Origin of the sequence: Deinococcus aerophilus (genome assembly GCF_014647075.1) — a bacterium.
Taxonomy (GTDB): domain Bacteria; phylum Deinococcota; class Deinococci; order Deinococcales; family Deinococcaceae; genus Deinococcus; species Deinococcus aerophilus.
In genome coordinates this window covers 75,388-87,606 of the sequence record NZ_BMOM01000004.1, presented here as the reverse complement: position 1 = coordinate 87,606, position 12,219 = coordinate 75,388, and the positions used below count along the sequence as shown (strand labels likewise).

The 12,219-nt window shown below is 69.4% G+C and carries 11 protein-coding genes; 3 read left to right on the top strand and 8 right to left on the bottom strand.

Annotated elements, in window-relative coordinates:
• Positions 1-68 precede the first annotated feature (68 nt).
• Together rapZ and IEY21_RS03855 are read left to right on the top strand one after the other, a co-directional pair.
• The gene (rapZ, locus tag IEY21_RS03860; RefSeq protein WP_188901553.1) at positions 69-911 is read left to right on the top strand and encodes an RNase adapter RapZ; all 843 of its coding nucleotides are present in this window, start codon (positions 69-71) and stop codon (positions 909-911) included.
• A 115-nt stretch (positions 912-1,026) separates the two neighbouring features.
• Positions 1,027-2,298 carry a gluconeogenesis factor YvcK family protein gene (locus IEY21_RS03855; RefSeq protein ID WP_188901550.1) on the top strand — a complete coding sequence of 424 codons (1,272 nt, stop codon included), beginning with the start codon at positions 1,027-1,029 and terminating at the stop codon, positions 2,296-2,298.
• Between the two features lie 51 nt (positions 2,299-2,349).
• On the opposite strand, the gene IEY21_RS03850 is transcribed toward IEY21_RS03855, so the two are convergent.
• The 7 genes from IEY21_RS03850 to hpf all read right to left on the bottom strand — a co-directional run bounded on the left by IEY21_RS03850 (position 2,350) and on the right by hpf (position 10,447).
• Positions 2,350-3,327: a CPBP family intramembrane glutamic endopeptidase gene (locus IEY21_RS03850; protein ID WP_188901548.1), complete on the bottom strand. Its 978-nt coding sequence runs from the start codon at positions 3,325-3,327 to the stop codon at positions 2,350-2,352.
• Between the two features lie 73 nt (positions 3,328-3,400).
• Positions 3,401-4,441 (bottom strand): threonine aldolase family protein, encoded by a 1,041-nt coding sequence (locus IEY21_RS03845; RefSeq protein ID WP_188901546.1) that lies wholly within the window; start codon positions 4,439-4,441, stop codon positions 3,401-3,403.
• A gap of 36 nt (positions 4,442-4,477) precedes the next feature.
• Entirely contained in the window at positions 4,478-5,887 is a 1,410-nt protein-coding gene (locus tag IEY21_RS03840) for a carboxypeptidase-like regulatory domain-containing protein (RefSeq protein WP_188901544.1), read from the bottom strand.
• Between the two features lie 151 nt (positions 5,888-6,038).
• Positions 6,039-8,054 (bottom strand): elongation factor G, encoded by a 2,016-nt coding sequence (locus IEY21_RS03835; RefSeq protein ID WP_188901542.1) that lies wholly within the window; start codon positions 8,052-8,054, stop codon positions 6,039-6,041.
• 188 nt (positions 8,055-8,242) lie between these two features.
• On the bottom strand, positions 8,243-8,614 hold the full coding sequence (locus IEY21_RS03830; protein ID WP_188901540.1) for a hypothetical protein: 372 nt from the start codon (positions 8,612-8,614) through the stop codon (positions 8,243-8,245).
• Complete coding sequence (locus tag IEY21_RS03825; RefSeq protein ID WP_188901538.1) at positions 8,614-9,699, bottom strand: butyrate kinase; 1,086 nt, start codon at positions 9,697-9,699, stop codon at positions 8,614-8,616. The genes IEY21_RS03830 and IEY21_RS03825 overlap by 1 nt, the downstream gene beginning before the upstream one ends.
• A gap of 184 nt (positions 9,700-9,883) precedes the next feature.
• On the bottom strand, positions 9,884-10,447 hold the full coding sequence (gene hpf / locus IEY21_RS03820) for a ribosome hibernation-promoting factor, HPF/YfiA family (protein WP_188901784.1): 564 nt from the start codon (positions 10,445-10,447) through the stop codon (positions 9,884-9,886).
• A 222-nt stretch (positions 10,448-10,669) separates the two neighbouring features.
• On the opposite strand from hpf, the gene IEY21_RS03815 reads away from it, so the two are divergent.
• Positions 10,670-11,356, top strand: a complete 687-nt coding sequence (locus IEY21_RS03815) for a TetR/AcrR family transcriptional regulator (RefSeq protein ID WP_188901536.1) — start codon at positions 10,670-10,672, stop codon at positions 11,354-11,356.
• A gap of 59 nt (positions 11,357-11,415) precedes the next feature.
• Here the strand turns inward: IEY21_RS03815 and IEY21_RS03810 are convergent, their stop codons facing one another.
• Positions 11,416-12,195 carry a hypothetical protein gene (locus tag IEY21_RS03810; RefSeq protein WP_188901534.1) on the bottom strand — a complete coding sequence of 260 codons (780 nt, stop codon included), beginning with the start codon at positions 12,193-12,195 and terminating at the stop codon, positions 11,416-11,418.
• Positions 12,196-12,219: the final 24 nt, after the last annotated feature.

The following is a 12,219-nucleotide window of genomic DNA, read 5'->3' as shown; positions in this document are numbered from 1 at the left end:
ACCGGGCTTCCGGCCTCTTTTTTTACCTCCGAGGCCGGCCCGTGGCCGCCGTCCCGTAAACTGACGGTATGCCGTTCATCGTGGTTTCCGGTCTTTCGGGCAGTGGCAAGAGTACGGTGCTGCGCACCCTGGAGGACGCTGGATTTTTTATCACCGACAACCTGCCGCCCGAACTGTGGGGAGCCATGCACGATCTGGCGACTGCGCGGGGGCTGGGACGGGTTGCCATCAGCACCGACGCGCGTACCCGCGATTTCCTGGGAGCGCTGGAGTCGAGTTACGAGCGGCTGTCGCGGCGGCGCGAGGACCTGCGGGTGCTGTTTCTGGAAGCGACGGCGGAGGTGCTGCTGCAGCGCTACAACCTGACCCGCCGCGAACACCCGCTGGGCGACACCCTGATGGTTGATTTCGCCCGCGAGCGCACGCTGCTCTCGCCGCTGCGTGCCATCGCCGATACCGTGATCGATACCACCGAGCTGTCGGCCGCGCAGCTGTCCGAGCGGGTGCTGCGGCTGTACCGGCTGGAGCACGATTTCAATCTGCGCCTGCTGTCGTTCGGCTTCAAGCACTCGCCGCCGCGAGACGTGGACATGGTGGTGGACGTGCGCTCCTTGCCCAATCCGTACTACGACCCCGCGCTGCGACCAAAGACCGGCCTGGAGGCGGACGTGGCCGGGTACGTGTTTCAGGATCCGTCCTCGGAGGAGTTTTACGCCGAGCTGCGGGATTTTGTACGCAGCGCCGCCGAGCGGGCGCGGAGCAGCGGGCGCCACGGGTACACGGTGGGCATCGGCTGCACCGGCGGGCAGCACCGCAGCGTGGCGGTGGCCACGCGGCTGGCCGGTGACCTGCGCGACCTGAACGTGGACGTGACCGACCACCGCGACATGAAGACCGCCGAGGCCGGCTGAAGTGAGCGATTCGCCCGCGCCACCGCGAAAGGGCGCTTTGAGGGGAGGGCTGGGCGGGAACGGCCTCAGGGCCGGGGCGGTCCTGAGGGGCCGGCACGCGACCCGGCGTGCCCGCATGTGGCTGGCGCCCGGCATCGGCGTCAAGCGCTGGCTGGTGCTGTTCGTGTTCTGTACGCTGGTGGGGGCAGTGGGCTTCCTGCACTTCACGTGGACCGGGCCGCTGCACTTCATCGCCACGCGCTGGATTCTTTACCTCAACGCCCTGACCTCGCCGGGGGTGATGCCGCTGCACGTGACCGGCATGCTCGTGATGGGACTGTCGCTGGTCGGGGCGTTTTTCAGCATCGCCATGCTCAACCGCTCCATGCTGCGCGGTACCGGCACGGCCCCCGAGACGGCGGTGGACGTGCTGTACGAGCGCCGCAACTTGGCGCGGGGACCCCGCATCGTGGCGGTGGGCGGCGGCACCGGGCTCTCGAATCTGCTCTCGGGTCTGCGCGCGCACACTGGCCACACCACCGCCATCGTGGCCGTCTCGGACGACGGCGGCTCCAGCGGGCGGCTGCGCGAGTCGCTGGACATGATCGCGCCCGGCGACCTGACCGATTGCTACGCCGCCCTGAGCGACAGCCCGGTGATGGCGCGGCTGCTGCTGCACCGCTTCAAACGCGGCGACGGCATTGAGGGCCACACCTTCGGCAACCTGATGCTCGCGACCCTCAGCGAGGAGGAGGGCGGGCTGGCCGAGGCCATGAAGGACATCCACGAGGTGCTGCGCATTCGCGGACAGGTCTTTCCGGCGACCACCGCGCCCGCCACACTGGTGGCCCGCCTGAGTGATGGCCGCGAGATCCGGGGGGAGAGCAAGTTCGCCCCCGGCGTGGGTGAGGCCCGCATCTGTGAGGTCCGGCTCGACCCCCCGGGCCTGCCGGCCCTGCCCGACGTACTTGCGGCCATCCAAGGGGCCGAACAGATCGTGCTGGGGCCGGGCAGCCTGTTCACCAGCATCATTCCCTCGCTGCTCGTTCCCGATATTGCGCGCGCCATCCGGAACTCGGCCGCCCCGCTGATCTACGTGGCCAGCCTGATGACCGAGCCCGGCGAGACCGACGGCCTGAGTCTGGAGGGACACGTGACGGCCATTACCCGGCACCTGGGCCGCACCCCCGACTGCGTGCTGGTCAACAGCGCGGTCCTGCCCGACGCCGTGATCGACCACTACGCCCAGGCGGGCGCACACGTGCTGACCCTGGAGGCGGCCGGCCGGGACCTGACCAGCAGCGCGGTCGTGGTGCCGCTGATTCAGCCCGATCAGGCCCGCCACAATCCACAGGCGCTCGCCCAGGCCCTGATGACGCTCGCGCCGCGCCGCCGCCTCCAGAACTGAGTTGCCCGCGAATGCTCCCGCCGCCTCAGGCGTGTGGCGTTCAGGAACGCTTCAGAACAGCGCACGCCGCAGGTCGGTCATCCACAGGCCCACCTGCGGAAAGGTCAGGGCGACCGCCACCAACCCGAACAGCACGATCACCACGTAGGCGAGGCTGAGCCAGGGGCCCGGGGCGCCGCGCTCCTGCGGATCGGGCCGGGGGGTCAGCCACAACTGCAGCACGACCATCACGACCCCGCCGAACAGCAGCGCACCCAGCGCCAACGGCCACTTCAGGGCCGGATTGCCCAGCAGTTCGGTGGCCTGCGCCGGGTCGCCCAGGCTGCGCCCGGCCAGCGCACTGCCCAGCGCGACCGCCAGGGTGTTGTTCAGCGCGTGGACGATCACTCCGTTCCACAGGCTGCCGCTGTGCTGCACCACCCGGGCAAGCACGTAGGCCAGCGGCAGAATGCCCGCGATGCTCGCCGGAACCCCGTGCGCCACCGAAAACGCGAAGGTGGAGGTCAGCGCCGCCACCGTGAACCCGGCCGCCCGCTCGTGGCCGCGCATCAGCAGGCCCCGGAAAGCCACTTCCTCGGCAAAGGGAATCAGCAGGCCCGCCGCCAGCAGCAGCGCCCACAGATCCGGGCCCCGGCTCAGGAACTGCGGCACCGAGTCCACGGCTCCCGGAACCAGCGTGACGTAGGCGAGCACGAAGGCCCGCGACGCCAGGAAGGCGAGCGCGAAGGCTGCCAGCGCCAGCCCCCAGGACGGCGGCGTGCGCCAGCGCACATCATGGCCCAGCGCCCGCAGGGTAGGCCGGAAAAACACGAAGGCGACGGCCACCACCACTCCGAACGAACCCAGCAGCGCCAGGCCCAGCGGTATCCGCAATCCGACCAGCACGGCAGAAACCACGTTCTGAACGATCAGCAGGGTCAGTGCCGCCCGGTTGCCACTCACCGCACGGATGCCCGCCCGGCCAGTGGGGGGCTGCGCCTCGTCGGGCCGGGGGTGCGGGGCGGAGGTGTCCGTCTTCGGGGCGGTCATGTCTCAGAGGGTACTGCGCGGGCCCTCACCCTGCCTCCGCCTTCTGGTGGAGGGGTTCTTGACCCTCGGGGGCCTATTTCAGGGCGCCCGCCACGGCCCGGTCCTGCAGCAGCACGTCCATGGCTCCGGCCAGCGCGTCATCCCCGACCTGATGGTGCAGTACAAAGCGCACCGAATCCGGCCCCAGCGCGCTCGCCAGCACGCCGTGTTCGGCCCAGCGCGCGACGTGCGCGGCGGCGTCGGGCAGCGTGACGTAGATGATGTTGGTCTGCACGGCTGCCAGATTGACGCGGTATCCAGCCCCGGCCAGCGCCTCGGCCAGCACGCGGGCGCGGCGGTGATCGGCCTGCAGCCGGGCAGGACCATCCCGCAGAGCGACCAGGGCGGCGGCAGCGAGCACCCCGGCCTGCCGCATGCCGCCGCCCAGCATCTTGCGGTAGCGGTGGGCCTGCTTCATCTGCCCCGCCGTACCCACCAGAACGCTGCCCACTGGAGCACCCAGGCCCTTGCTCAGGCACACGCTGACGGTATGAAAGTGCCGCGTGATCTCGGAGAGGGGCACGTCCAGCGCCGCCGCTGCATTGAAGACCCGTGCGCCGTCCAGATGCAGGGGCAGGCCCTCGGCATCGGCCACTGCGCGAATCTGCTCAATGACTTCCAGCGGAATAATGGTGCCGCCCGCCTTGTTGTGGGTGTTCTCCAGGCTGATCAAGCCGGTGGGCGACTGGTGGACGCTGTGACGCACCGCCAGACGCACGTCTTCGGGATCGGGCACTCCCAGCGGCGCGGTCACGAAGCGCGGCACCACACCGCTGAAGGCCGCCATCATGCCCAGCTCCCACTCGTAGATGTGGCTACCCTCGGCGCAAATGACCTCCTCGCCCCGGCGGGTGTGCAGGGCAATCGCCACCTGATTGGTCATGCTGCCGGACGGCATGAACAGGCCCGCCTCGAAGCCGGTCAGGCGGGCGACTTCGGCCTGCAACTCGTTGACGGTGGGATCCTCGCCGTACACGTCGTCGCCCACCTCCGCACGGGCCATGGCCTCGCGCATCTCGGGGGTGGGCGTGGTGACGGTATCGGAACGCAGGTCGGCGATGACGGAAGAGGGCATGGCTCCCATGCTAGCGAACCCGCCGCCCGGGTCGCCTCAGTCCCTCACGAACACCTTCATCTGCTTGATGCCGCCGCCACTGTAGCTGGCCGGGTTGAAGTCATCCCAGGGCACCCAGCGTACGATGACGCTGCTGTGTTCCACGTCGTTTGCAGCGAGTCCCAGCTTGAGGGGCTTCTGGCGGCCGTCTGGCAGGGTGGCGGTGACGGTCAGGATGTAGCGGCCCAGCGGCAGGTCATTGAAGTTGGTGCTGTGGTACTGCCATCCCTGGCCCAATGTTGTGCGGCCCCCGCCGTTGGGTTCGGAGTAGGGGTAGCCGCCGGGAGGAGCCAGGGGGGCCGCCTTGAAGGTATAAACGACGGGTTTTCCCGTGCTGCCGTCCACCAGCTTGCCCTGGGGCGTGAAGGTTACGGTGATGGTGCTGCCGCCGGGGGCCGCGCCGGGCGTCACAGCGCTGTACTTCTCGGCGCAGTACGCCTTTGCCGGCAGGCCGCAGTAGCTGAAATCAACGCTTGAACCGTAGAAATCATCGTACCGGTTGGCCCCGGCGCCGCTGCCCGCCCGTGGGCCGGACAGCTTCCAGCGAAAGTTGAGGTTGCCGCCCTCGCTGGAGTCCACGCTGGTGCTGGGGTTGCCGCTGGCCGGGTCCATGAAGAACGAGAAGGTCTGACCTTCAAACGTGGTGGTGTACGAGGCCTTGGCCTGATACCGCCCGTCCGGCACGCGCAGGCTGTAGGTGCCGTCCGCTTTCGTCTCGGTCTCGAAGCTGGTCTTCTGGCCCTGGGTAAAGGTGGTACCGCTGATGAACACCCGTGCCCCCGCCAGCGGACGGCCCTGGGTGTCCAGCACCAGCCCGCTGACATATCCAGGCTTGGTGGTGGGCGGTCTGGCGCTGGTGGCGGGCGCAGCGGGCTTGGCTGGTGCGGGAGCGGGCGCAGGTTTGGCGGGCGCGGGTTTGGCCACGCTGGCCCCCGGCGCGGTGGGCTTCAGAGCGGGGGCAGCGGGCTTGGCGGGGGCAGCGGCCGCCATGGGTTTCAGCGTGCACCATGCCAGAACGGCGTTGCCCCCGGCCTCCACCCAGATGCCGGCCAGCGCATCCTTGGCCCCGATCAGCGAGAAGATCGAGGCCCGACCATCGGGCTCATCGCTGCGGTCCAGCAGCTGGTACCGGTAGCCCAGCGACTGGACGCCGCCGTTGAAGGTGTCTTCCAGGCCCTCGTCCGGCTCGGTCCAAACCACGTATTCGCTCTTGGTGCAGCTGCCGCCGGCGGCGCTGGCGGCGTCCCGCAGGGCAGAGGCCAGTTCGGCGACGGCGACGCGGTCGGTCACGATCACCGCGCCCTCATTGAAGCTGGCGGGGACCAGACTGCTGGCCGGACCGGCGGCCAGCGCCCCCTTCCCGCCCCACAGCACAAGCAACGACAGCGTCCAGACAGCTCTTTTCATAGACGACACCTCGCAGCCCACGCCACGACGGCACGCGAGTTCAGGAACAGCTCCTGGCTCGTGAAAGGCGCGTGGGAATAAGAAAATTATAGAGGAATGAGAGGGGTTTTCCAGCCCCCTTCTTCTCCGGGTACCGGCGCGTGGGCCGGAATCAGCCGGCGGCCACCTCGGCCCGCCGCTCCTCGATGATCTTTCTGGCAAGGTGGTCCGGCACGTCTTGGTAGCCGTGTGGCTTGACGCTGAAGGCTGCGCGGTCACCGGTCAGCGAGCGCAGGTCGGCGCTGTAGTTTTGCAGCTCGGCCTGCGGCACGACCGCGCTGATCGTGATCACCGTGCCCCCGGTATCCATGCCCTGCACGCGGGCGCGGCGGGTCTGCAGGTCGCTGATCAGGTCGCCGGTAAACGAGGCGGGCGCCCGCACCTTGAGCAGCACGGCGGGTTCCAGCAGACCGGGCCGGGCCTGTTCCAGCGCATTTTTCAGCGCCATGCTGCCCGCCATGCGGAAGGCGATGTCCGAACTGTCCACGTCGTGGTAGCTGCCGTCCAGCACCGTCACAGACAGGCCCTGCAGGGGATAACCGGCCAGACTGCCCTTCTGCATGGCGTCCTGAACGCCCTTCTCGATGCTCGGCAGGTACTTGCCGGGAATGGCCCCTCCGACCACCGCACTCCTGAACTCGAAGTCTTCGCCGGGCTCTATGCGGATGGTGCAGTCGCCGTACTGGCCGTGGCCGCCGCTCTGTTTCCTGTGCTTGCCCTGGGCCTGGGCGGCGGCGTGGATGGTTTCCCGGTACGGAATCTGCGGCGTGCTGACCGTGACGTTCACCCCCAGGGCGGCCAGCTTCTCGGCGGCGATGCTCAGGTGCATGTCGCCCATGCCGCTGAGCAACTGCTCTCCAGTCTGCGCCTCGCGCCGGAAATGCAGCGTGGGGTCCTCCTCCATCAGGCGGCCCAGCGCCGCGCCCAGCTTGTCCTCGTCCTGGCGGGTGACCGGATGCAGCGCCACCGTGTGGGCCGGGTCGGGCAGCCACAGCGGATCGTACTGAATGGGATTCGCCGGATCGGCCAGGGTATCGCCGGCGTGCAGGTCACTCAGTTTGGTGAGCACGCCGATCATTCCGGCACGCAGCTCGGGCACCTCGGTCAGCTCCTTGCCATTGATCAGGTACAAGTGTGCGGGCTTGAGCTCGAGGTTGTCGCGCGAGGTGTTCAGCACCGTGTCGCCCGGTTGCAGGGTCCCGCTGTACACCCGGATGTAGGCCAGCTTGCCCACGAAGGGGTCAATGCTCACCCGCCATACCCGGGCGCTGAAGGGCGCGTCGGGCAGCGGCTCGCGGTTCTGACCGTCCTGGCCGGTGGTCGGGCCGCGTTCGCGGGCGCTGCGCAGGCCTGTCACCAGCAGGTCCAGCAACTGCGGAACCCCCACGCCCGTGGTGGCGCTGACCGGCATGACCGGATACAGCGTTCCCGCGTGGACCGCCCGCAGGAAGGCGGCGTGCAGGTCCTCCACACCGATCTTCTCGCCCTCCAGAAAGCGCTCCATCAGGGCGTCGTCGCTCTCGATGATGGCGTCGGTCAGGCCGTCGCGAGCCTCCTTCAGGACCGAGCGCATGTCCGACGGAACGTCCTGGCCGTCACTGGCCTCGCCGTTCAGGACGTTGACCACGCCCCGGAAGTCCGGGCCCTCCCCGATGGGCAGGTACAGCGGCGCCACCGGCCCGCCCAGGCTGGAGCGCAGGTCGGCGAGCACCGCATGAAAATCGGCGCGTTCGCGGTCCATCTTGTTCACCGCCACCAGCCGGGGCATGTTGAAGCGGTCGGCAGTGGCCCACACCCGCTCGGTACCGACCTCCACCCCGCTCACGGCACTGACCAGCACCAGAGCGGCGTCGGCGGCCCGCACCGCGCCCCGGATCTCGCGCACAAAGTCGGCGTAGCCCGGCGTGTCCAGCACCGTGATGTCGGTCTCCTGATGGTTCAGGCGCAGCACCCCGGTGCTGATGGAAAATCCGTGCGCCTTCTCGGCGTCGGTGTGGTCGCTCTGGGTCGTGCCGTCTTCGATCCGGCCAAGACGTGAAATGGCCCCGCTGTGGTGCAGCAGGGCTTCGCTCAGCGTGGTTTTCCCAGCGCCGCTGTGCGCGGCGAGGCTGACAATACGGACGGGCATTTTCAGACCACCGATCCTTTCGTGTTGGAAGGAGAGGGCGGGGCGAACAGCCTCCGGGCGGACAGGATATTGTGGTGAACCCAGCTTACACCGGCGCGGGCGGTTGACCCAGCAGGCCGGTGGCCGCAGACCACAGAGGTGTGGTGACAGCGGGCAAGACCGCTTCACGTCTCCCCCACTGCCTGGGTCTAACGCTGCTGGTCGCGCACCGCCGCCAGGGTTTCCTCGAACTCGTCCAGGAACTCGTCTTCCAGGGCGCGGTCGCGGATCAGGGCGTCCTGCTCCGTGGTGGCCTGTTCGCGGGTCCAGCGGACGCGGGCCTGCCGTGCGCCGCTGACATTGCCCTTGCCCGCGATGTAGCGCGCGGCGTGCCGCACCGCCTCATGGGGATCGTCGGTGGGGGCGGTAACCGTCAGGTTGCGCAGCCCCCCCTGGTCGTTGACGAGCGAGGACGTGACCTCCACACGCATACCCCGGCGGGCCAGGAACACCTGATCCACGCGCCACATGCTCGTCGCACGGATGGGATCGGGCGCAGGCCGTCGGGCGCGGCGGGCCATTACGCTCCCGGCGCGGCGTGGGGGTGGCGCCACTCGCGCGCGGCCTCCAGCCCCAGCAGCACGCGGCCTGCGCCCTCGGCCAGGGCCTCGAGTTCCAGCTCGCCGGGCACCACGAGTACCGGGGCCACCCAGGCCAACCGGCGCTCAATGCGGTCCACCAGTTCCTCCCAGCGGGCAATGCCGCCGGTAAGCACCAGCGCGTCTGGGCGGCCCGTCAGCGCCCCGGTCTGCTCGCCCACCGCCTTGCACACCTGATGCACGAAGGCGGCGGCGGCAGACTGCACCTCGGGGTCGCTGACCAGCCGCGCCTCCAGATCCTTGAGGTTGGCGCTGCCCGTCAGGGACTTGAAGCCGCCCGCACCGGAAAGCATTTGCAGCGCGCCCTGCTCTCCGTGCTCGCGGACAAGCGCCAGCAGTGAGCGGGCAGGCAGCGGGCCGCTCTGACGGGCGCCCAGCGGGCCACCATCGGGACCGGTGCCGCTGGTATCGATGGCGCGTCCGTGCTCGAAGGCCGTCACGCTGGTCGTCACGCCCAGGTGGGCCACCACGATACGGGCATCCTGAAACCGTTTGCCCACGTCGTGCGCGGCGCGGCGGGCCACCACGCGGGCATTCAGGGCATGGAATTCGGCGTGACGGCGCACCCCCTGCAGGCCGGTCTCGCGGGCCTCGGGCAGCAGTTCGTCCACGCTCTGCGGGTCGACCACGAAGGCGGGCACACCGTACTCCTCGGCCAGCGCCAGCGCCAGCGGTCCGCCCAGGTTGGGCGGATGCCGCGCGCCGTCATCCTGCACGGCGAAGGCCGCCATCTCCGGGGTCACGCGGTAGGTTCCCGCCGCCACCCGGCCGATCAGGCCGCCGCGCCCGACCACCGCGTCCGGAGCGGGCCAGCCCTCGGTCAGGGTCCGCAGCTGACGAATCAGTTCCGGCAGATCGTCCGCCGTGGGCGAGACGTCCAGCGACAGCTCCTCGCGGGTCAGAATCAGCTGCAGCTGACCGGGCAGGGCCGCGTTCAGGCTCGCTTCGATGGCCGCGCAGGCCAGCTTCACGCCGCCGGTCCCTGGATTGATCACGTAGGCGATCACAACGACGCAGAGTAGCAGATCGTTCGCCTGTAGATGGGGCCGTGATGAGACGGTGGCCACCGACAGGGAACACCGGCGGGACCTCCCGCCTTTGCGGCAGCGCCCACCGGTGTTCACAGGCGTGGTCCAGAATTGCCGGGAGGCCGTCCGCCGGGCAGAGGAACCCCCCCCGGCTGGATGGCCCTCAGCTGGGTTCGATCAGGCCGTAGTGGCCGTCCTTGCGGCGGTAGACCACACCGGTCGCGCCGGAAGTCATGTTCACGAAGACGTAGAAGTCATGCCCCAGCGCCTCCATCTGGGCCACGGCGTCCTCGGGGCTCATCGGGCGCAGGTCAAAGCGCTTCTGGCGCACGATCTCGGGGCTGAACTCGCTGACGTCATCCATGCCGGCTTCCACCGCCGCCTCGGCGGGACCGGGCACAGGCTGCGGCGCACCGTCGTGGCGGGCCTTCATGTAGCGGGTCTTGAACTTGCGCAGCTGCCGCTCCAGCACGTCGCTGGCCTTGTCGATGGCGGCGTACATGTCGGCGTGGTGTTCCTCGGCGCGGATGATGCCGTTGGGCACGTTGAGTTGCACTTCCACACGGTTGCGCCGGGTGGCGTCGCGTACCTCCCGAACTGTCAAGGTCACGCGGGCGTCCGTGATGGAGTCGTTGTAACGGTCCAGACGCGTGAGCTTCTCCTCGACGTAATCGCGCATGGCATCGGTCACATCGACGTTTCGGCCTGACAGTTTGTAGATATGCACAGCTTTCACCCTTCCTTTCCCCGGAAGGAGGAGCGAACCTTCCGGTCTCGCCTACTGTATGCCACGCTCCGGTCTCCTGTCAGGCGAGTGCTTCACAGCGCGTTCCCTCATGAAGGGTTATGGTAGGGGGCGGAGAGGGGGATACGCCCGCCCCCCCATAGCTCAAGAACACCTCAGGGACGCTTACCAATCTGCGGGTGGGTTCCGCAGTATTCTGGCCGCGTGAAGGTGGACCGGCAGGAACAGGAAGAGGCCCGGCGTGAACGCATCGCCCGCGCCGCCTTCGAGCTGTTTGCGCGCAGCGGGCTGGAGGCCACCAGCGCCCAGGACATCGCCCGCGCCGCTTTCGTGAGCCGCACCAACCTGTACCGCTACTTTCCCAGCAAGGTGCACATGCTGCTTGCCCACTTCGACAAGGCGGTGCAGGCCAGCCGTGACGACGCCATCGAGCGCCTGCGCGCCGGCGCCAGCCCCCAGCAGGTCTGGGAGAACGTGATGACCCGCATGGCCGACCTGGGGGTGCGCTACCGCCACCTCGTCGGTGCGGTCGGGCAGGCAGTGCTGGGCGCGGGGCCAGAACCAGCTGGGAGCGCGGCCCAGGGGCAGCTGGGGCTGGGCGACCGTTTGATGGGAGCCGGCAACGGGATGCGCACGGCCCTGACCCTGGCCGCGCTGGTCGAGCCGGTGCTGCTCGCGATGCAGTCCCAGGGGCGCCTGCGGCCGGATGCGAACGTCGCTACCCTCAGCGCCCTGCTCGTCGACGCCTGTCTGCTCGCGCTGCTGCACGGCGGACACCGCGATCAGCGCGAGGTGCTGAGGGACTGGCAGGACCGCTTCAGCCTGCTGATGTACGGCGCGCTCGCTCCGGTACCGGGCACGGGCGAGGGGCTGCGGGCGTCCCAGGACTGACCGCAGCCGACCACAGCCCAGAACCAACGGTGTCCCGGTTGCCCTGTAAATCCCGGGATTCAGCCGGTGGGAACGTTCAGCCGGCGCAGGCCCACCGTCAGGGTGGCGGCGGCCAGTGAGTCGAGGCCCCGGGTCTGCCGGCCCAGCAGGCCGGCCAGCAGGGCCAGCACCGCGAGTTGCCGCGCCCGCTGCAGGTCACCCTCACGCACCCGGCGTGCCGACCGGTCGCATCGGCTGCTGACCGTCTCGGGGGCAAGCAACAGCGGAGCGAGCGCCAGGGCCGCCAGCGTCACCACGGTGGCGGGAACCTGAGTGCCCTGCCGTTTCTCTCCCGTCTTGTCTTTCCGGCCCCACAGCCGGGGCACCGCCGCGCCCACTGCGGGCCACAGCGCCCGGGATTCGGCGCTCAGCAGCGGAGCCAAGCCCGCCAGCAGGGCCGCGCTGCGCTGCCCGGTGGCCGCTGCCAGGGCCGATTGCAGCAGCAGGGCTGCGTGGTCAATGGGGGTGGCGGACCGGCCGGTGGTTCCGGCCACCAGGCGCAGGCCGCTGAGGGACGCGGCGCCGCCCATCGGATTGCCCGCTCCGCCCAGCAGCGTGACCGCGACGGCCACCAGCAGCGCGGCATTGGCCGTCTCGGGCGAGTCGGGATCGAGTTCACGGGCGACGGCCCAGGCGTTGAAAGCCGAGCCGCCCACCCCCAGCGCCTGCCGCCAGTCGCCGCGCAGGGCGCGCCCGAGCAGCAGCGCCGAGCCGGCGCCCAGCACCGCAAAACGGTTGGACGACAGCGAGAAATCCAGGGGACGGGCCAGCGCGGGCAGCGGGGCAGAAGTCTTGGTCATGGGGGCAGCGTAGGCCAGTGCTCC

Excerpts from the sequence above, each read along its gene's own strand:
- rapZ (WP_188901553.1), top strand. The coding sequence starts at position 69 with ATGCCGTTCATCGTGGTTTCCGGTCTTTCGGGCAGTGGCAAGAGTACG.
- IEY21_RS03855 (WP_188901550.1), top strand. The coding sequence starts at position 1,027 with ATGTGGCTGGCGCCCGGCATCGGCGTCAAGCGCTGGCTGGTGCTGTTC.
- IEY21_RS03850 (WP_188901548.1), bottom strand. The coding sequence starts at position 3,327 with ATGACCGCCCCGAAGACGGACACCTCCGCCCCGCACCCCCGGCCCGAC.
- IEY21_RS03845 (WP_188901546.1), bottom strand. The coding sequence starts at position 4,441 with ATGCCCTCTTCCGTCATCGCCGACCTGCGTTCCGATACCGTCACCACG.
- IEY21_RS03840 (WP_188901544.1), bottom strand. The coding sequence starts at position 5,887 with ATGAAAAGAGCTGTCTGGACGCTGTCGTTGCTTGTGCTGTGGGGCGGG.
- IEY21_RS03835 (WP_188901542.1), bottom strand. The coding sequence starts at position 8,054 with ATGCCCGTCCGTATTGTCAGCCTCGCCGCGCACAGCGGCGCTGGGAAA.
- IEY21_RS03830 (WP_188901540.1), bottom strand. The coding sequence starts at position 8,614 with ATGGCCCGCCGCGCCCGACGGCCTGCGCCCGATCCCATCCGTGCGACG.
- IEY21_RS03810 (WP_188901534.1), bottom strand. The coding sequence starts at position 12,195 with ATGACCAAGACTTCTGCCCCGCTGCCCGCGCTGGCCCGTCCCCTGGAT.